Here is an 18,168-nt window from a genome sequence, read left to right on the forward strand (position 1 = left end):
ATCGGGTCCTCGATCGCGGTGATCAGGTCGGCGTACCGGGTCAACGACCAGTACCCGGGTCCGCCGTTCGGCTCGGCGTTCCAGTGGAGCGGGTCGTTCTCGCGGATCTCGCGGAACAGCTCGTGCTCCCGCCCCTCGATGAAAGGCCTGAGATCACTGAGATCGACCTGCGCTGCGCCGTGGGCCGCGGTGCCGGCCGGGGGATGGTCGACGCCGGAGGCGGCGGGGCGGGTAGAACCAGTCATGCCGTCTGGTTCTCCTTGTGAACGGTGGGGAAGCCCTTGCCGAACAGCAGGACGGGAGTCAGCACCTCGGCGGCCTTACCGCTGGTCAGGACCGGCCAGGCCCGCTCGGCGTCGGCCGTCATGGTGTCGAAGCCCTCCGCGACGAACTTGTCCCAGAGGCCGACCTTGAGGGCGTGGCTCTGCAGGAACTCGCGGGTGTAGACCATGATCCCGTCGCGGATCTTCTCGTCCCGCGACTTCTTGGCCAGGGTCTTGTACATGTCCATCGTGCCCTTCTGGCACTTCTGGGCGATGGCGTCCATCTCCGCGTCGGAGAGCACCCGCAGCTCCGACATGGGCGTGTCGATGCGGTCGCGGGCGAAGGCGACGCCCTCGACCAGGTAGTCGAGGTAGTTCGTCGGCTTCGTGAACGTCGTCATGATCTCGTTGACGGTCGCGGTGACCTTGTCCGCCGGGAAGACCAGCACCTCGGTGACGCAGTAGGGCAGGCCCTCCGCCACACCGGACCACGGGTACGCGGTCTCGTTGAGGAAGTGGTCCCGGACGATCGCGAAGCGGCCGTCCGGCAGCGGGTACGGGCCGGTGTCGCCCATCCCCGCGCGGCAGTCGTAGTGGAGCATGAACCCGAACAGCTCGGTCTTCGCGTTGAACTTGCGGAACGAGTCCCGGGCCGGGCCCTCGAGCGGCCTGGTCTGCGCCACGAGCGTGGCCAGGACGTCGTCGTCCAGCACCGGCACCTGGAAGCCGCGCGCGGACACGAAGCCCGGCCCACCGCCCCAGGTCCCGTGCTGGAGGCGCCGACCGAACTGGATCATCTCCTCCAGGTCCTCCCGACGCTCCTCGGCGCCGTGGAAGCCCAGGTCGACCGCGATGCCGCGGCCGAGGATCGGGCAGACCGACGCCGCCCAGTTGCGGGTCACGTTGACCTTCGTGCCCACCTCCCGGCGCGAGGTCGTGGCCAGCTCGAGCAGCCCGTCGACACCGAGCTCCTCGGTGAACATCCGCACGAAGCGCGGGTAGTTCGCCCACTGCTGGACGAAGGAGACCGTCTCGTACTCCTGGCGCGGGATCAGCCCGGACTCACCCTCGGACGCGCGGCCCAGGATGAAGTCCCACAGGTTCCAGCCCGCGTACTCCAGCCAGCTGTTGACCTGGTCGTCGGACAGCGAGGTCTCGCGGACGTCCGCGTCCGTGGTCTCGATGAACGGCACCGCGAGCTCGGCCCGGACCTGGGCGTCGCCCTCGAGGCCCTGCGGGTAGCGGCCCTTGTACTTCTGCAGGAACAGCTGGACGTCGATCTCGTCGCTCATGGGTGCCTCTCCGCGGCTCGTTACCGGGTCACTCGGAGACCAGGAGGACCTGGCCCTTGTCGCCGGTGACGTCGAGCCGGACCGTGGTGCCGTCGGCCGGGATGGTCTCCCCGCGCGAGGTCTGGATCCCCTCGGTGAACGCGGTGGACATGACGCAGGGGATCGAGAACTCGCGCGACAGGATCCCCAGGTGGCTCTCGGGCGCACCCTGCAGCGTGATCAGGCCCGCGACGCCCGACATGAGCGCGGGCGACATGAACGTGGTGGTGCCGCCGCGCGAGATCACGATCGTCTCCGCGACGTCGGGCCCGTCGATGAAGTCGAGGACCTCCTCCGGCGAGTCCAGGAAGCGGATCTTCCCGACGGCGTGCACGTCCGAGGTGAAGACGTTGATGCCGGTACCGATGAGCGTCTCCGTTGACAACTTGTCCTCCACGAGGCTTGGCTGCGGTCGACCGATGAAATGGTCAGTCCGATCGTGGGTATGATTGTGGTCCCACTCACGTCGTGTCAAGGCGCCTCGGCGACCGACGCCCGGAACGGCGACCTCCGCCTCACCCGGACGCCGGCCAGAAGGGCCGCTCCGGCACCACACGGTCGTCGCGAGTCTCACGACCGAAGGGCCCTCGCCTGATCACAGCGGACGCTGACGCCGCGGTGCGGGCGGCGGACGCCGCACCTCGTTAACGGGCCGCGACGCCCGTCGCAAGCGGTGCGTGCTCGCCGAGACACTGACGGCCGAGCCGGACCAGCGCTCGGCGGCCTCCACCGAGACCATCACCCGCGAGAACGGCACACCGGACGCGGAGTCCGCCCACGCCGCGCCCACGGCCGCGGCACACCTGCGGCACTGCGCCGACGTGGCGCCCGCGGTGTTCGCCGACGGGGGCTTCTCGGAGTGGTGTGGAGCCGTTCTTGCGGCTCCACCCCGGGAGGTCCTCCGTCCTGCAGGGCGGCGCTGTCTCGACTTCTACAGGGCCCGTCACGGTCGGTGTGTCTGGTGTCCTCGACGACGGTGGGCCGGTCGCTCAGGACGAGGACGGCGGCGGTCCCCGCGTCGTCACCGACCTGGTGCTCTCCGGGAGCACCGTGCGGTTCCCGCGCATCCGCTGGATCGTCTCGCACGCCGGCGCCGCGCTGCCGGTCCTCGCCGAGCGGGTGCGCTGGGTGTCGCGGCTGTCCACGGTGTACCGGTACGTGCTGCGGGGCCACGCCGAGACGCTCTTCCCCCGGGTCGCCCCGCGGTGAGCGCGACGGTCTGGATCACCGGGGCGTCGAGCGGGATCGGCGGCCTGCGCACTCGCCGCGCCACCCGGCGAGGACGTCGTCGGGGTCTCCCGTGGTGCCTCGGCGGCGGGTCGGCACCTGTGCGCGGACCTCGCGGAACCCGTCGGATGGGCTCGGGTGCTCCAGGACGTCGAGCGCACCCTGTCGACCACGGATCACGCGACCCTGCTCCGTCTCGCCGGGGACACCGCGCCCGTTGGCCGACGCCGATCCGGCCGCCTCTGTCCGCGCGTTCGGGCTGAACGCGGTGTCGGCCCTCGGGGTTCCTCCGGCTCTGCGCACGCGCCCGGGTGTCGGCGACCCTCGTGCTCTGCTCCTCGCCCGCGGGCACCGACGTCGTCGAGGGGATGTCGCACTACGGCGCGGCCAAGGCGGCGGTCGAGCACTGGGCCCGGATCGTCGCCGCGGAGTCCCCCGCCCACCCGGCGGGCGGTGGCGGTGGTCCCGCGAGCGGTGGGCACGCCGATGCTGCGCGCGATCATGGAGGCGGGCGACGATCCGCTCGCCGCGCACTTCCGATCGTTGTCGAGGGCCGGCGAGCTGGCGTCCGCCGAGTAGACCGCGGCGCAGATCTGGGTCGCCACGCGCGGGGCGGAGGCGGTCGTGGCCGTCGGCGCCCTCCCCGACCAGGGCGGACCGGGGCAGTCAGGAGGGGGTGGGGACCAGGAGGGCGGTTCGGAGGGAGGTGAGGTCGCTCGGGGTGAGCCCGCACCTTGCGGTGAGGTACCCCTCGACCGACCCGAACTCCGCGTCCAGGTCCGCGAGGGCCTCGTCCATCGCCTCGGCCGGGCTGGCGAAGAGGGTCGCGACGTCCGCGAGGTCCACGCCCGTCCCCTCGAAGAGGTGGGCGTAGGCCTGGACGCGGTCCGGCCGGAGGACCTCGGTGAGGGCGTAGTCGGCGACCACGACCTCCCGCGGGACCCGGAGTGCCTCGAGCAGCAGGGCCACCAGCAGGCCGGTCCGGTCCTTGCCCGCGGCGCAGTGGACGAGCACCGGCAGGCGGGCGGGGTCCGCGAGGATCCGCAGCCCGGCGCCGAACTCGTCGGCGCGCCTGCGCAGGGTGAGGGCGTAGTAGGCCGCCATGTCCGCTGGGGTGAACGCGCTCCGCAGCCCGGTCCGGATCTCGCGGACGTAGTCGGTGTCCCCCTCGCCGCCCTCCTCGATCGGCAACGCGACGTAGACCGCGCCCGTCGCCTCCGCCCAGGCCGACGCGGCGCGGTCGATCTCCGCGCGCGAGCGCAGGTCCAGCACGGTGCGGACACCGAGGGCGCGGTAGGCCTCGGTGTGCCCGGCCTCCCAGGGGGTGCACAGCGGCGCCGTCCCGGGCCGGACCAGCGCCTCGGCCCGGTAGACGCGCGCGGGCGCGACGACCAGGCCTCCTCCGGCGGGGATCCCGCCGAGGTCGCGGAGATTGGCCGTGGCCCCCACCGGCCGGTGTGTCGAGAGGGCGTCCCAGGGCCTCCGGACCCCGGTCGCGTCGCCCGTCCCGCCGCCGTCCGAACCCTTCGTGCGCATGACCCGAGAGTCTGCACGGTCATTGCCGTTTCGGCCAGACCATTGTAACTTCGGACCGAACCGGACCGTCGGTCCCGAACCCGAGGACGGAAATCGATGGAGATTCCCACCGTCAACGACCGCTACTCGGCGGCGGAGGTGCAGGAGTACTACGCGTCGGGTCTCTGGAGCACCGAGAGCTTCGGCGCGCTGCTCACCCGCCAGGCCGAGGTGTGGGGCGACAAGACCTTCGTCACGGACGGCACGCGCGCCTACACCTACGCCGAGCTGCGGGACCTCTCCGCCCAGCTCGCCGCGGGCCTGCGCGACCGCGGGCTGCGCCCCGGCGACCGCGTCGCCGTCCAGCTGCCCAACTGGTCGGAGTTCGCGGTCGTGGCCGCCGCCGTCGCCCGGCTCGGCGCGGTGATGGTGCCGATCATGCCGATCTACCGGCGGGACGAGGTCGGGCACGTCCTCGACGACGCCGCGGTCTCGGTGGTCGTGACCCCGTCGACCTTCAAGGGCTTCGACTACCTGGGGATGTACCGGGACCTCGCGGGCACCCGACCCTCGGTGCACACCGTCGTCGTGGTGCGCGGGGACGACGTGGTCGACGGCGGCCCGGTCACCACGCTCGCGGCGGTCACCTCCGACACCGACCCGGCGGCGGCCGCGGAGTCGATCGGCACGCCGGTCACCGCGGACGACCCCTACGTGATCGTCTACACCTCGGGCACGACCGCGCGCCCGAAGGGCTGCGTGCACACGTTCAACACCTACGCGTCCGGGGCCCGCTCGCTCACCGGCGCGTTCGGCTTCACCTCCGCGGACGTGGGGTTCAGCCCCTCCCCCATCACCCACACCACCGGGCTGGTCACGGGGATCCTGCTCCCGCTGATCAACGGCGGCTCCACGCACGTCATGGCCGAGTGGGAGCCCCGCCGCGGGCTAGCCGAGATCGCCGAGTACCGGTGCTCGGTCACCGTCACGGCCACGACCTTCATCCAGATGGCGCTCGACGTGTTCGACCCCGCCCAGCACGACGCGTCGAGCCTGCGGGTCTGGGTGTCCGCGGGTGCGCCGATCCCGCGCGCCGTGGTCGAGCGGGCCCGCACGGCGTTCCCCGCGGCCAAGATCCTGAGCCTCTACGGGCGTAGCGAGAACCTGGCCACCACGACCTGCACGGTCGACGACGCCCCGGAGAAGTCGCTGGTCTCGGACGGTGCGGCGATGCCGTACGCCGAGGTCCAGGTCGTCGACGAGGCGGGCCGCGCGGTCCCGACGGGCGAGGAGGGCGACATCGCCTACAAGGGGCCGAGCCACATGCTGGGCTACCTCGGCCGCCCCGCCGAGACCCAGGAGCTGTACACCCCGGCGGGCTTCTCCCGGTCCGGCGACCTCGGCCGGATGGACGCCGACGGGTACGTCCGGGTCACGGGGCGCACCAAGGACATCGTCATCCGCGGCGGCATGAACATCAGTGTCCGCGAGATCGAGGACCTGCTCGCCGAGTACGGGGCGATCCGCGAGGCCGCGGTGGTCGGGATGCCGGACGACCGGCTCGGCGAACGGGTGTGCTGCTACGTCGTGGCGGCCGATCCCGCGAGCCCACCGTCGCTCGAGTCGATCAAGAGCTACCTGCACGAGCGCGGTCTCGCCGTGCAGAAGACCCCGGAGCGCCTCGAGCTGGTCACCGAGCTGCCCACCACGGCGACCGGCAAGATCCAGAAGCACCTGCTCCGGCAGGATGTCACGGACAAGCTCGCGCAGCGGGTCGAGCAGGTCCCCTCCGGGGCCTGAGCCCACGTCGTCCCCCGTCCCGACCTGCGAAGGATCGCACCGATGCCGTCCCCCTCCGCCACCGCGTCCGACACCCCCGCGACCGTCACCGACCACGTCGCCGTCTTCCCGTTCGACCACGACCACGGCGTCCCCGCGCGGACGCTCGCCGACCTGCTCGGCGGCAAGGGCGCGGGTCTGGCCGAGATGACGTCGGCGCTGGAGCTTCCGGTCCCGCCCGGGTTCACGATCACCGTCGGGACCTGCCGCCGCTACCTGTCCGAGGGCTGGCCCACCGAGCTCGACGCCCTCGTCGCGGAGCACGTCGGCGCGCTCGGTCGCGTGCTGGGCCGCCGGTTCGGGGACGCGGGCGACCCCCTCCTGCTGGCCGTGCGCAGCGGCGCGCCCCGCTCCATGCCCGGGATGCTGGACACGGTGCTCAACCTGGGCCTGAACGACGAGACGGTGGAGGGCCTCGCCCGGGTCTCCGGGGACCCGCGCTTCGCCTGGGACTGCTACCGCCGGTTCGTCCGCATGTACGCCACGACCGTGCTGGGCGTCGCGCCCGCGACACTGGGCGACGAGGCCCCGGCGGACGACGTCGCGGGCGTGCGGGCCGAGATCGCGCGGGTGCGCGGGACCGTCGAGATCCCCGCGGACCCGCAGGCGCAGCTCCGGGGCGCCGTCGAGGCCGTCTTCCGCTCGTGCGGCAGCGACCGGGCGCGGGCCTACGCTCAGCGCGAGAAGCTCGCGGGCGCCCTGGCGACCGCCGTCAACGTGCAGGCCATGGTGTTCGGCAACCGGGGCGGCGAGTCGGGGACGGGCGTGGTGTTCACCCGCGACCCCGCGACGGGCGAGGCGCGCCGCTACGGCGACTACCTCCCCCGCGCGCAGGGCGAGGACGTGGTGTCCGGCACCGCACGCACCCAGCCGATCGACACCCTGCGCGCCGAGCTGCCCGCCGTCTGGGAGCACCTCGACACCGTGCTCGGCAGGCTCGAGCACCACTACGCGGACATCTGCGACGTCGAGTTCACCGTCGAGCAGGGCAGGCTGTGGGTGCTGCAGACGCGGGTCGGCAAGCGCAGCGCGGTCGCCGCGGTGCGCGCCGCCGTGCAGATGGCGGAGGAGGCGGACAGTCCCCTCACCCGTGAGCAGGCGGTGGAACGGGTGGACGCCGAGGTGCGCACCACCGCACGTCAGGCGGTCCTCGCGGCGGCGGCCACCCAGCAGCGGGGGGACGCGATCGCCCACGGGCTCGGCGCCTCCCCCGGCCGCGTCACCGGCAAGGCCGTCTTCAGCTCCGACGAGGCCGCCGACGCGGGCGACGACGAGGAGCTCGTGCTGATCCGGCCCGAGACCAGCCCCGAGGACGTCCCCGGCATGGCGGTGTCGGTCGGGGTGGTCACCGGGACCGGCGGGCTCGTCAGCCACGCCGCCGTCGTGGCCCGGGGCTGGGGCCTGCCCGCCGTCGTGGGCGCGGAGGACCTGGTCGTCACCGCCGAAGGCGCCCGGACCGCCGACGGCCTGCACACCATCGCCCCGGGTGACCTCGTGACGCTCGACGGCACCACCGGCGAGATCTGGCTCGGCGGCGACCCGGCCGCGGCCGAGGGCGGCACCGTGGACGAGGAGGCCGTGCTCGCGCAGCATCTCCCCGAGCTCGCCGTCCTCGAGAGCTGGTCGGCCAGTGTCTCCCACTCCGGCGCCGCCGGAGCGGTCGTGGCGGAGTGAGAGACACGGCCTAGTGCTGCTCAGCCCCGCAGCTCGCTGAGCAGGATCTTCCCGGCGTCGCTGCGGGGGATCCGCTCGACGAGGTCGACCCGGCGCGGGCACTTGTAGTGCGCCAACCGCGCCCGGCAGTGCGCGACCAGCGCCTCGGCGAGCCCGGGCGCGGGTTCCCCCAGCGGCGCGACGGCGGCGCGGACCTGCTCGCCGAACTCCGCGTCCGGCACACCGAACACGGCCACGTCAGCGACCGCCGGGTGCAGGGCCAGCAGGTCCTCGATCTCCCGCGGGTAGACGTTCACCCCGCCGGTGATGATCGTCTGGCCGAGCCTGCCGGTGAGGTAGAGGTAGCCCTCGTCGTCGACGCGGCCGAGATCCCCCGCCGAACCCCAGCCCGGGGCGGGCAGGCGGTCGGCCTCGGTGCGGCCGAGCCAGACCTGGCCCACGTCGCCGACCGGGACCGCACGGCCCTCCTCGTCGCAGATGCGGACCGCGCCGCCCTTGGGCCTGCCCACCGAGCCGGGGTGGGCGAGCCACTCCTGCGGCCCGATCGAGGTGCGCCCGTAGCCCTCCGACGAGCCGTAGTACTCGTGGACGATCGGCCCCCACCACTCGATCATCGCCCGCTTGACCTCCGGTGGGCACGGCGCCGCCCCGTGCACCGCCACCCGGTGGGTCGACAGGTCGTGGCGCTCCCGCACGGAGGCGGGCAGCCGCAGCATCCGCACGAACATCGTGGGCACCCAGAGGCTGTGGGTCACGCCGTGCCGCTCGATCGCGGCGAGCGACCCCTCGGCGTCGAACCGGCTGCTGGTGACGACCGTGCCGCCGAGCTGGTGGACCGTGTGCAGGAAGGCCATCGGGGCGGAGTGGTAGGCGGGTCCGGGGCTGAACAGCACCGGCGGCGGCTCGCCCTTGGCGGGCACCACCTGCAGGTCGGTCATCATCGCTGCGTACCGCAGCGGGACCTCGGCAGGATGGACCCCGGTCGGATCCTCCCGGAAGGGCTTGGGACGCCCGGTGGTGCCGGAGCTGAACAGCAGCCGCCCGCCCATGGTCTCGGCGAGCTCGCGCGGCTCGGTGGCCTCGACCGCCGCGTCGTAGTCCTCACCGACGACCAGGAAGGGTCCCCGCGCGCCCGCGCCGCGGACCGCCTCGACCGCCGCGACACCCGCGACGACGGCCGCGGGGGCGGCGTCCTCGACCATCGGCCGCAGCTCGGCGGCCCCGAGCCGGGGGTTCACCGGGGCCACGACCAGACCGCTGCGCCAACAGGCCCACACGATCTCGGCCCACCGGACGTCGTTGCCCAGCACGAGCAGCACGACGTCCCCGGTCCGCAGGCCCCGCTCGTGGAACCAGGTGGCCAGGGCCGCGCTGCGGCGCTCGACCTCCGCCCAGGTCACCTGCTCGCCGGTGTCCGCGACGACGAGGGCCGCTCGCTGCGGCGCCGTCGCCGCGTGGATCCGTGGGTACACGCCGCCATCCTACAAATTTGGCCTGACCATTGATATGCGCGATCCAACCTGGCTACGCTCGTGGCCCCGGTCACAGCAGGACGATTCGCGACGAAGCGGAGAATTCGATGGTCAGCCCCGAGATCACCGCCGAGACCCCCAGCCTGACGGTGCACGACCGCTACGACGACGAGTCGATCCGCCTGTTCCGCGAACGCGGATGGTGGCAGGACGGCTCCGCCTCGGCCCTGCTGGAGCGCTGGGCGCAGGAGACACCCGACCGCCGGTTCGTGTCGGACGGCACGGTCGAGCTGGACTACGCGACGGTGCGAGACCGCGCGAACGGGCTCGGCGCCGCCCTGCTCCGTGCCGGGGTGCGCCCCGGCGAGCGGGTGGCGATGCAGCTGCCGAACTGGGCGGAGTTCATCGTCGGCTACCTGGCGATCGCCCGGATCGGCGCCGTGATGGTGCCGATCATGACGGTGTACCGGAACACCGAGGTCGGGCACGTGCTGCGCAACTCGGGCGCGGTCGCCGCGATCACCACGGGCGAGTTCCGCGGCTTCGACCACGCCGCAATGTTCCGCAGTCTCCAGAAGGAGATCCCCGCCCTCGCGACCCTCGTGATCGCCCGGGCGGACGCGCAGGAGGGCGAGCTGTCCTTCGCGGAGGCCTGCGCCACCGCGACGGACGACGCCGAGCTCGGGTCGCCCCCGGACCCAGACCTGCCGCACGTCGTGGTCTACACCTCGGGCACCGAGTCCACGGCCAAGGGCTGCGTGCACACCTGGAACACCCTCGACTACTCCGCCCGCGGCCTCGCCCACGACGTCTTCCAGACCCGGCCCGAGGACGTCATGTTCATGCCGTCCCCGGTCGCCCACGCGACCGGCCTGGTCGTCGGGGTGCTCGGCCCGTTGGCCGTCGGCGCGGAGACCCATCTGCTCGACATCTGGGAGCCGAACGAGGGCCTGCGGCGCATCGAGCAGTACCGGTGCACGGCCAGCGCGACCGCCACCCCGTTCGTCCGGATGGCGCTCGACGCCGCGCGCACCGCGGACCGCGACCTGTCCTCGATGCGGTTCTGGCTGTGCGCGGGCGCGCCGATCCCCGAGGCCCTGGCGCTGGAGTTCGACCAGGCCTTCAGCGGCGGCGTCCTGATGCCGCTCTACGGCTGCTCGGAGATCATGGCAGGCACCTGCTGCCACCCCGGCGACCCGCTCGAGCGCCGCGCGGGCTCCGACGGCTCCCCCGCCCTCGACGGCGTCCGCATCAAGCTGGTCGGCGTGGACGGGGAGTCGGTGGCGACCGGCGAGGAGGGCGAGATCTGCTACTGGGGCCCGGGCGCGATCCTCGGCTACTGGCGGGACCCGGAGCGGACCGCCGCGGCGATCGACGGCGAGGGCTGGCACCACACCGGTGACCTCGGCCGCTTCGACGACCAGGGCTACCTGCGGGTCTCCGGGCGTCTGAAGGACATCATCATCCGCGGCGGCACCAACCTCAGCGCCGCCGAGATCGAGGGGTACGTGGCCGCGCACCCGGCCGTCGCCCAGGTCGCCGTGGTGGCCTACCCGGACGAGCGGCTGGGCGAGAAGGCCTGCGCGGTCGTCGTCCCGAAGCCCGGCGAGCAGCCCACCCTGACCGACATCACCGACTTCCTCCGCGGCCGCGACATCTCCCTGCAGAAGCTGCCGGAGAAGCTGGTGCTCGTCGACGAGCTGCCGATGACGGCGACCGGCAAGGTGCAGAAGTTCGTGCTCCGCGACGTCGCACGGGAGAGCTGAGGCACGTGGAGTTCGCACTCAACGACCACCAGCGCGACCTCGTCGAGGCGGCCCGGACCTACTCCGCCGAGCGGCTGGCCCCGCACTACCGGCAGCGGGACCGCGAGGCCACGCTCGACCCGGCCACGCTCGCCGAGATGGGCAAGCTCGGGTTCCTCGGCGTGGAGTTCCCGGAGGAGCTCGGCGGGCTCGGCCAGGACTGCCTGACCGCGGGGCTCGTCGTCGAGGCGTTGTGCGCCGAGGACATGAACATCGGCTACGTCACGATCAACACCTCGCTGGTCGGGCAGATCCTGCGCGAGCACGGCAGGCCCGAGGTCGTGCAGCCGTGGATCGAGCGGCTGCTGCGCGGCGAGATCCTGCCGTCGATCGCCTTGACCGAGCCCGGGGGCGGTTCCGACGCCGCCTCGCTCAGCCTGCGGGCCCGACGGGAGGGGGACGAGTTCGTCCTCGACGGCGAGAAGACCTCGATCAGCTTCGCCACCCAGGCGGCGTTCTCGGTCGTGTTCGCGCGCACGGGCACGCCGGAGTCGCGGGCCCGCGGGGTCAGCGCGTTCCTCGTCCCGCTCGACACCCCGGGGCTGTCCCGCACCGCGTTCGACGACCTCGGCGGGCGCAGCGTCGGCCGCGGCTCCCTGCACTTCGACGGCGTCCGCGTCCCCGCCTCGCACCTGCTCGGCGACGAGGGCAAGGGCTTCGGGCAGGTGATGGCCGGGTTCGACTACAGCCGTGCCCTGCTCGGCCTGCTGTGCCTCGCGGTCGCACAGAAGTCCCTCGCGGAGACCTGGGCGTACACCACGCAGCGGCAGAGCATGGGCGCCCCGCTCTGGCAGCACCAGGGCGTGTCCTTCCCCCTCGCCGAGGCCGAGACCCAGCTCGCGGGCGCCCGGCTGCTGTGCCTGCAGACGTTGTGGCTCAAGGACCGCGGCCTCCCGCACACCGCGGAGGCGGCGATGTGCAAGTGGTGGGGGCCCAAGCTCGCCTACGACATCGTCGGGACCTGCCTGCTCACCCACGGCCACGGCGCCTACTCCCGCACGGACCTGCCCTACGAGCAACGCCTGCGGGACCTGCTGGGCTTGCAGATCGGCGACGGGACGGCCCAGATCATGAAGCTGATCATCGCGCGGCAGAAGGTGGCCGACCATGGGTGAGCCCGTGTCGCTCGACATCGCCGACGGGATCGCCCACGTCACGCTCACGGAACCGGACCGGGGCAACCCGTTCGACCTGGACTTCTGCCTCGCGCTGAGCCGGGTTGCCACCGAATGCGACGAGAACACGGCGGTCCGGGCCGTGCTGATCACGGCGCAGGGCCGGTACTTCACCGTCGGCGCCGACCTCAAGACGATGACCCGGGACCGCGAGGCACTCCCCCGGTTCATCAAGGACGCCACCGTCGGGCTGCACTCGGCGATCTCCCGGTTCGCCCGGATGCGGTCGCCCGTGGTCCTCGCCGCACACTCGCTGGTGGTGGGCGGCGGGGTGGCCCTGTCCGCGGCGGCGGACTTCTGCGTGGCGGCGCGGTCGGCGAGGTTCTACGCGGCCTACACCGGCATCGGCCTGCTGTGCGACGGCGGCGGGTCGACCTTCCTCCCCCGCCGGATCGGCGTGCGCCGCACCGCCGAGTTCCTCATGCGCAACCAGACCTGGACCGCCGACCAGGCGCTGGCCAACGGCCTGGTCACCGAGGTCGTCGAGGACGAGGCCCTGCCCGCCGCCGCGCTGGCCCTGGCCACCGAGCTGGCCGCGGGACCCACCGCGTCGTTCGGCGAGATCAAGAACCTGCTGCTCTCCACCTGGGAGCAGCCCATCGAGGCCCAGATGGAGCTCGAGGCGCGCGCCATGGCGCGTGTGTGCCGGACCGACGACGCCTGGACCGGTGTCACCGAGGTGGCGGCCCGGCGCAAGCCCGAGTTCCGCGGTCAGTGACGCCCGAGCACCACCGAGCTGTCCCAGGGAGCGCAACGATGCAGGCCACCCAGATGCTGCGACACGCCGCCCGGATCAACCCCGAGGGCGACGCGACCGTGTGCGGCGACCGCCGCCACACCTGGCGGGAGACCGAGGACCGGGTCGCCCGGTTCGCGGGGGCGCTCCAGGGCCTCGGACTGCGACGGGGGGACCGGGTCGCGGCGCTCGCGATGAACTCCGACCGGTTCCTGGAGCTGTTCTACGCGATCCCCTGGGCCGGGGCGGTGTTCGCCCCGCTGAACATCCGCTGGGCCACCGAGGAGAACGCCTTCGCGCTCCGCGCCGCGAAGGTCACCGTCCTGCTGGTCGACGACGAGTTCCTCGACCAGGGCCGGGCCCTGCAGAAGCTGGTCCCCGAGATCACCACGCTCGTCCACATCGGAGACGGACCCACCCCGCTGGGCACGGTGTCCTACGAGGACCTCGTGGCCGGGCACGACCGCGTGCCCGACGCCGACCGCCGCGGGGACGACACCTACGTCGTCTTCTACACCTCGGGCACGACCGCCCAGTCCAAGGGCGTCGCGCTGTCGCACCGCAACGCCGTGTCCGTCTCGGTCTGCTTCCACGCGACCCTGCCCGAGACCCGCGACCTGCGGTTCCTGCACGTCGGCGGCATGTTCCACCTGGCCGGGGCCGGGCCCACCTGGTACGTCACGCTGGCCGCGGGCACGCACGTCGTGCTGCCGAAGTTCGAGCCTCTCGCCTTCCTGTCCGGGGTGGCCGACCATCGGATCACGAACAGCGTCCTCGTGCCCACGATGATCAACATGCTGCTCCACCAGCCGGAGCTCGGCGACCACGACCTCTCGACCTGGCACACCTGCGTCTACGGCGGCTCGCCGATGCCCGAGGCGGTGCTCCGCCGCGCGATGGAACAGGTCCCGGGCTGCCGGTTCCACCAGATCTACGGGATGACCGAGACCGCGGGCTACGCCACGGCCCTGCAGTGGCAGGACCACCTCGACGGCCTCGCCCGCGAGGACGGCACCCTGCGCTCGGCGGGCCGGGCCATCCCGGGGATGGACATCCGCACGCTGCGCCCCGACGGCACCGAGTCGGCGATCGGCGAGGTCGGCGAGATCGTGCTGCGCGGCGACAACGTCATGACCGGGTACTTCGACAACCCCGCGGCCGACGCCGAGGTCCTCCAGGACGGCTGGCTGCGCAGCGGGGACGCCGGCTTCTTCGACGAGCGCGGGTACCTCCACGTCGCCGACCGGGTCAAGGACATGATCATCAGCGGCGGCGAGAACGTCTACTCCGCCGACGTCGAGCGGGCGATGTACGAGCACCCGGCGGTGCGCGAGTGCGCGGTGGTCGGCATCCCCAGCGAACGGTGGGGCGAGGCGGTGCACGCCATCGTGGTCCTCAAGGAGGGGGCGGAGGCCTCCGAGGAGGAGCTGATCGTGCACTGCCGCGGGCTGATCGGCGGCTACAAGTGCCCGCGCAGCGTGGAGTTCCGCACCGAGCCGCTGCCCACCACGCCGGTGGGCAAGATCCGCAAGAACGTCCTGCGCGAGCCGTACTGGCGCGACCGCGAGGCGCGCATCTGACGGCGGCCGCTCACCCGTCAGAGGTCCAGGACCAGCCGCGGGCAGGCCGCCCTCGACACGCAGACCATCATGCAGCTGTTCTCGGCCTGCTCCTCGGGGGTCAGGACCGAGTCGCGGTGGTCGGCCTCGCCCTCGACGATGCCCACCTCGCACGTGCCGCAGGTCCCCTCGCGGCACGAGGAGAGGATGTCGTGGCCCGCCTCCTCCAGGACGTCGAGGGCCGAGCGGTCGGCGGGCACGGTGAGCACCTGCCCGTCGGACAGCTCGATCTCGAAGGCCGTGTCGCCCGCGGTCTCGATCTGCTTCGGGGCGAACCGCTCGAGGTGCAGGCTGCCCGCGGGCCAGTGCGCGCCGCAGTGGTCCTCGACGGCACGCAGCAGCGGCTCCGGCCCGCAGGTGTACACGGCGGCGTCGGGCGCGGGATCGGCGAGCGCCGCGGGCAGGTCGATCAGCCCGAGCTCGTCCTGCGGCCACAGCCGCACGCGCGGGCCGAGCGCCGCGAGCCGGTCGGCGAAGGCCATCGTGCGCCGCGTCCGACCGCCGTAGACCAGGGTCCACCGCCGTCCGGCGCGCTCGACCTGCTCGATCATCGCGAGGATCGGGGTGATCCCGATGCCGCCTGCGACGAAGACGTACCGCTCGGCCTCCTCGAGCCGGAAGTGGTTCCGCGGGCCGCGCACCTCGACGGTCGCGCCGGGGTGCAGCTCCTCGTGGATCCGGCGGGACCCGCCGCGACCCTCCGGCTCCAGCAGCACCCCCACGCGGTAGTGCGTGCGGTCCGCCGGGTCCCCGCAGAGCGAGTACTGCCGCACGAGCCCGTCGCCGAGCACCAGGTCGACGTGTGCGCCGGGCCGCCACGCGGGCAGCGGGCCGCCGTGCTCGGCGGTGAGCGAGAGGCCCACCACCCCGTCGGCCAGGTCCTCCCGGGCCGCCACCCGGGCGCGGAAGTGCGCCTCTTCCAGGGTCAGGTCGGTGTTGCTCCCCGACCGCGCCGTCGTGTTCGTCATGCCGCTCACCGGACCTCGCGTCGCTTCGGACCAATAGTATAAAGGTCGGTCCAAAAGTCCAAGGCCGGGTCGCGTCTAGTTCAGCTTCCGAGTGCCCTCCGGGAGGCCCCCACCGGCGTAGACGTCCTCGGCCAGGCCCGCCAGCGCGGTCAGGGCCACGTTCTGGCTCCACGGCCCGTAGGAGACCCGGGCGACCCCGAGCCGCTGGGCGGTCGCGAGCGGGATCGAGCCGGGGATGCCGATGATGTTCACCTTGCGTTCCCCGAGGGCCTCGACGAGGCGACCGACCGTCGTCTCGTCGAGCCTCCCGGGCGCGAAGAAGCTGGTGGCCCCGGCGTCGAGGTACGCGCGGCCGCGCTCGATCGCGTCGGCCAGGACCTCCTCCGGATCACGGTCCCCCGCCTTGAGGAAGGCGTCGGTGCGGGCGTTCAGCGCGAACGGGACCCCGGCCCGCTCCCCCGCGGCGACGGCGGCCTCGACGGCCTTCACCGAGTCGGACAGCGGCTTCAGCTGGTCCTCGAGGTTCGCCCCGACGACGCCGACGTCGATGGCGCGGGCGATCGTGTCGCCCGCGTCGCCGTAGCCACCCTCCAGGTCGGCGGTGACGGGGAGGTCGCCCGCGGTGCGCGCGATCAGCCCCACCTCGGCGATCATCTCGTCCCGCGGGATGACCTCGCCGTCGGGATAGCCGCGGGAGGCGGCGATGCCGTGGCTGGCGGTGGCGACGGCCCTGGTCCCGGGCGTGTTCGCGACGACGGTGGTGGTGATCGCGTCCCAGACGTTGACGACCAGCAGGAGCTCGGGCGCCTCGTGCAGGCGGCGAAGCTCCGTGGCCTTCTCGACGATGGTGCTCATGGAGCAGGACGCTAGTGCCGTTCGGCGGCTCGCGCGTACCTGCACGGTTCCGTATCGGCGCATCACGGGTAGTCTGGGCAGGTCGGGCCGGGCACCGACGGCACTCCCGTGCACAGCGTCGCTGTGCAGGCCGCCGTCGGACCGCGTCACGGAGCGCCCCACCACCGTGACCGCTCGGCCCATCGGAGGAGAACCGCATGAGCTGGGCTCGACACGGACACCCCACCGAGACGGGCAGCGCGTGGTCCGACGCGCACGATGCCTACGAGGCCCTCCGGCTGACCCAGGACCGACAGGCCGCCCGTGTCGTCGCGGGTCAGGCCACGGACCTGAAGGACTGCAGCGAGCTGCTGGACATGCTCGGACTGGACGCCACGGCGATCCGCCCCGCCTGACCGCGGTCCCGACCCGCTCCGCAGCCACACCGACTGCGGGGCGGGTCCTGCACGTCCGGCCTCAGTCGCTCGAGTAGTGCGTGACGCCGTCGACCTCGGTCCGCTGCAGCCTGCCACCTGCGGCGAGCAGGTCGAGGTGGGCCATCGTCTCGGTGACCGCGAGGCAGCGACTGAACAGGTCGAGCTCGTCGAACCGGCGTCCGCGACGGGTCCACAGTGTCCGGCGGGCGGTCTCGTCCGCCGTGCTCGCGCCCGCCGCGACCAGCTCGTGCATCTGCCGGAGCCGGACGTCGTGGTGCTCGACCAGCTCGTCGACGCGCGCGTGGACGCTCCGCGAGACGGCCCCGTGCGCGGGCAGCAGCAGCCGGTCCGGCAGGGACCGCACCAGCCGCAGCGAGTCCAGGTAGGACCCCAGCGGCAGGGCGTCGGGCGCCTGTTCGAAGCCGATGGACGGGGTGATCCGCGGCAGCACGTGGTCCCCGGCGAACATCACGTCCCGCGCCGGGTCCACGAAGACGACGTGGCCCTTGGTGTGCCCCGGCGTCGGGTGCATCTCCCAGACGGCCCCGTCGAGGCGGATCTCACCCGGTGCGTCGAGCCAGTCGTCCGGGTCCTCCCAGTCGGAGACCCGGTGCCGGGACGGCACCCCACCCAGCTCGCGGAGCAGCGCCGTCGCCCGCCGCGGCGCAGCTGGAGGACCAGCCCGCCCCACGGGTCGAGCGCCGGGTCCTGCGCCACTCGGAGGGTCTCGCCCTCCGCGCGACCGAGCGAGACGCGGGTGCCGAACTCGCGGCGCAGCGCCACCGCCAGCGTGTAGTGGTCGCGGTGGACGTGGGTGACCAGGAACCGGCGGACGTCCGCGAACGACAGGTCCAGCGCCTTCACCGCCTGCTCCAGCAGCTCCCGCGCCTCCGCGAGGGCCCAGCCGGAGTCGACCAGCACGAGGCCGTCGCCGTCGCGGACGGCGTAGACGTTCACCGCGCGCAGCCCGTCCTCGGGCAGGGGCAGCGGGATCCGGTAGAGGCCGGGACCGACCTCGTAGACCCCGGGGGCGGTCCAGTCGCCGGTGGGATCGTCGGCAAGCACGTGCATCACGGTCAGCCACGGTAGAGAACGTCTCCCGACGACGTCCTGCCGACCCGTTCACAGTCAGCGTTGACTGATTAGCCCATTCAGCCTAATGTCGGCGCGGTCCGGGTCTCCGGCCCGCCCGGACCCCGCTCCCCGAGGGCCGTTCACGAGGAGCTTCTCAGTGTCGAGATTCCGCAACACCGGCCTGCGCGCGCGACTGGCG

Annotated in this window: 16 protein-coding genes and 2 pseudogenes; 9 read left to right on the forward strand and 9 right to left on the reverse strand. The window is 72.9% G+C overall.

Annotation, left to right across the window (positions count from 1 at the left end; genetic code table 11):
• The 3 genes and pseudogenes from H5J29_RS03610 to H5J29_RS03620 form a co-directional block, all read right to left on the reverse strand.
• Nucleotides 1-245, reverse strand: a pseudogene (locus H5J29_RS03610) (hypothetical protein); the annotation flags it as partial.
• Nucleotides 242-1,555 carry a hypothetical protein gene (locus H5J29_RS03615; protein WP_181779466.1) on the reverse strand — a complete coding sequence of 438 codons (1,314 nt, stop codon included), beginning with the start codon at nt 1,553-1,555 and terminating at the stop codon, nt 242-244. The pseudogene H5J29_RS03610 and the gene H5J29_RS03615, both read right to left, overlap by 4 nt.
• Nucleotides 1,556-1,583: 28 nt before the next feature.
• Entirely contained in the window at nt 1,584-1,979 is a 396-nt protein-coding gene (locus tag H5J29_RS03620; RefSeq protein ID WP_220186941.1) for a PEP-utilizing enzyme, read from the reverse strand.
• A gap of 569 nt (nt 1,980-2,548) precedes the next feature.
• On the opposite strand from H5J29_RS03620, the gene H5J29_RS03625 reads away from it, so the two are divergent.
• Entirely contained in the window at nt 2,549-2,803 is a 255-nt protein-coding gene (locus H5J29_RS03625; protein ID WP_181779467.1) for a hypothetical protein, read from the forward strand.
• Between the two features lie 471 nt (nt 2,804-3,274).
• Entirely contained in the window at nt 3,275-3,400 is a 126-nt protein-coding gene (locus H5J29_RS35760; protein ID WP_281375835.1) for a hypothetical protein, read from the forward strand.
• Between the two features lie 87 nt (nt 3,401-3,487).
• Here the strand turns inward: H5J29_RS35760 and H5J29_RS03630 are convergent, their stop codons facing one another.
• Nucleotides 3,488-4,357 (reverse strand): tyrosine-protein phosphatase, encoded by an 870-nt coding sequence (locus H5J29_RS03630; protein WP_181779468.1) that lies wholly within the window; start codon nt 4,355-4,357, stop codon nt 3,488-3,490.
• Nucleotides 4,358-4,453: 96 nt separating this feature from the next.
• On the opposite strand from H5J29_RS03630, the gene H5J29_RS03635 reads away from it, so the two are divergent.
• The gene (locus H5J29_RS03635) at nt 4,454-6,136 is read left to right on the forward strand and encodes an AMP-binding protein (protein ID WP_181779469.1); all 1,683 of its coding nucleotides are present in this window, start codon (nt 4,454-4,456) and stop codon (nt 6,134-6,136) included.
• Nucleotides 6,137-6,178: 42 nt separating this feature from the next.
• Nucleotides 6,179-7,849, forward strand: coding sequence for a PEP/pyruvate-binding domain-containing protein (locus tag H5J29_RS03640; protein ID WP_181779470.1), 1,671 nt, complete (start codon nt 6,179-6,181; stop codon nt 7,847-7,849).
• 20 nt (nt 7,850-7,869) lie between these two features.
• Here the strand turns inward: H5J29_RS03640 and H5J29_RS03645 are convergent, their stop codons facing one another.
• A complete protein-coding gene (locus H5J29_RS03645) occupies nt 7,870-9,321 on the reverse strand; it encodes an AMP-binding protein (RefSeq protein WP_181779471.1) in 1,452 nt (483 codons plus the stop codon).
• Between the two features lie 107 nt (nt 9,322-9,428).
• Between H5J29_RS03645 and H5J29_RS03650 the strand changes: the two genes are divergently transcribed.
• The 4 genes from H5J29_RS03650 to H5J29_RS03665 are packed head-to-tail and all read left to right on the forward strand — an operon-like array spanning nt 9,429 to nt 14,617.
• A complete protein-coding gene (locus H5J29_RS03650) occupies nt 9,429-11,087 on the forward strand; it encodes an AMP-binding protein (protein WP_181779472.1) in 1,659 nt (552 codons plus the stop codon).
• A 5-nt stretch (nt 11,088-11,092) separates the two neighbouring features.
• Complete coding sequence (locus H5J29_RS03655) at nt 11,093-12,241, forward strand: acyl-CoA dehydrogenase family protein (RefSeq protein ID WP_181779473.1); 1,149 nt, start codon at nt 11,093-11,095, stop codon at nt 12,239-12,241.
• Nucleotides 12,234-13,019, forward strand: coding sequence for an enoyl-CoA hydratase/isomerase family protein (locus H5J29_RS03660; protein WP_181779474.1), 786 nt, complete (start codon nt 12,234-12,236; stop codon nt 13,017-13,019). The genes H5J29_RS03655 and H5J29_RS03660 overlap by 8 nt, the downstream gene beginning before the upstream one ends.
• 38 nt (nt 13,020-13,057) lie before the next feature.
• Nucleotides 13,058-14,617: a long-chain-fatty-acid--CoA ligase gene (locus H5J29_RS03665; RefSeq protein WP_181779475.1), complete on the forward strand. Its 1,560-nt coding sequence runs from the start codon at nt 13,058-13,060 to the stop codon at nt 14,615-14,617.
• 17 nt (nt 14,618-14,634) lie between these two features.
• On the opposite strand, the gene H5J29_RS03670 is transcribed toward H5J29_RS03665, so the two are convergent.
• Both H5J29_RS03670 and H5J29_RS03675 read right to left on the reverse strand, forming a co-directional pair.
• The gene (locus tag H5J29_RS03670; RefSeq protein ID WP_181779476.1) at nt 14,635-15,624 is read right to left on the reverse strand and encodes a PDR/VanB family oxidoreductase; all 990 of its coding nucleotides are present in this window, start codon (nt 15,622-15,624) and stop codon (nt 14,635-14,637) included.
• Between the two features lie 75 nt (nt 15,625-15,699).
• Nucleotides 15,700-16,479, reverse strand: coding sequence for an isocitrate lyase/PEP mutase family protein (locus H5J29_RS03675; protein WP_181779477.1), 780 nt, complete (start codon nt 16,477-16,479; stop codon nt 15,700-15,702).
• 197 nt (nt 16,480-16,676) lie between these two features.
• On the opposite strand from H5J29_RS03675, the gene H5J29_RS03680 reads away from it, so the two are divergent.
• On the forward strand, nt 16,677-16,874 hold the full coding sequence (locus H5J29_RS03680) for a hypothetical protein (RefSeq protein WP_181779479.1): 198 nt from the start codon (nt 16,677-16,679) through the stop codon (nt 16,872-16,874).
• A 61-nt stretch (nt 16,875-16,935) separates the two neighbouring features.
• Here the strand turns inward: H5J29_RS03680 and H5J29_RS36450 are convergent, their stop codons facing one another.
• Both H5J29_RS36450 and H5J29_RS36455 read right to left on the reverse strand, forming a co-directional pair.
• The gene (locus tag H5J29_RS36450; protein ID WP_376768498.1) at nt 16,936-17,586 is read right to left on the reverse strand and encodes an MBL fold metallo-hydrolase; all 651 of its coding nucleotides are present in this window, start codon (nt 17,584-17,586) and stop codon (nt 16,936-16,938) included.
• Nucleotides 17,587-17,684: 98 nt separating this feature from the next.
• Nucleotides 17,685-17,966, reverse strand: a pseudogene (locus H5J29_RS36455) (MBL fold metallo-hydrolase); the annotation flags it as partial.
• Nucleotides 17,967-18,168 lie beyond the last annotated feature (202 nt).

Origin of the sequence: Pseudonocardia pini, from assembly GCF_013870575.1 — a bacterium.
GTDB classification, from domain to species: Bacteria; Actinomycetota; Actinomycetes; order Mycobacteriales; family Pseudonocardiaceae; genus Pseudonocardia; species Pseudonocardia pini.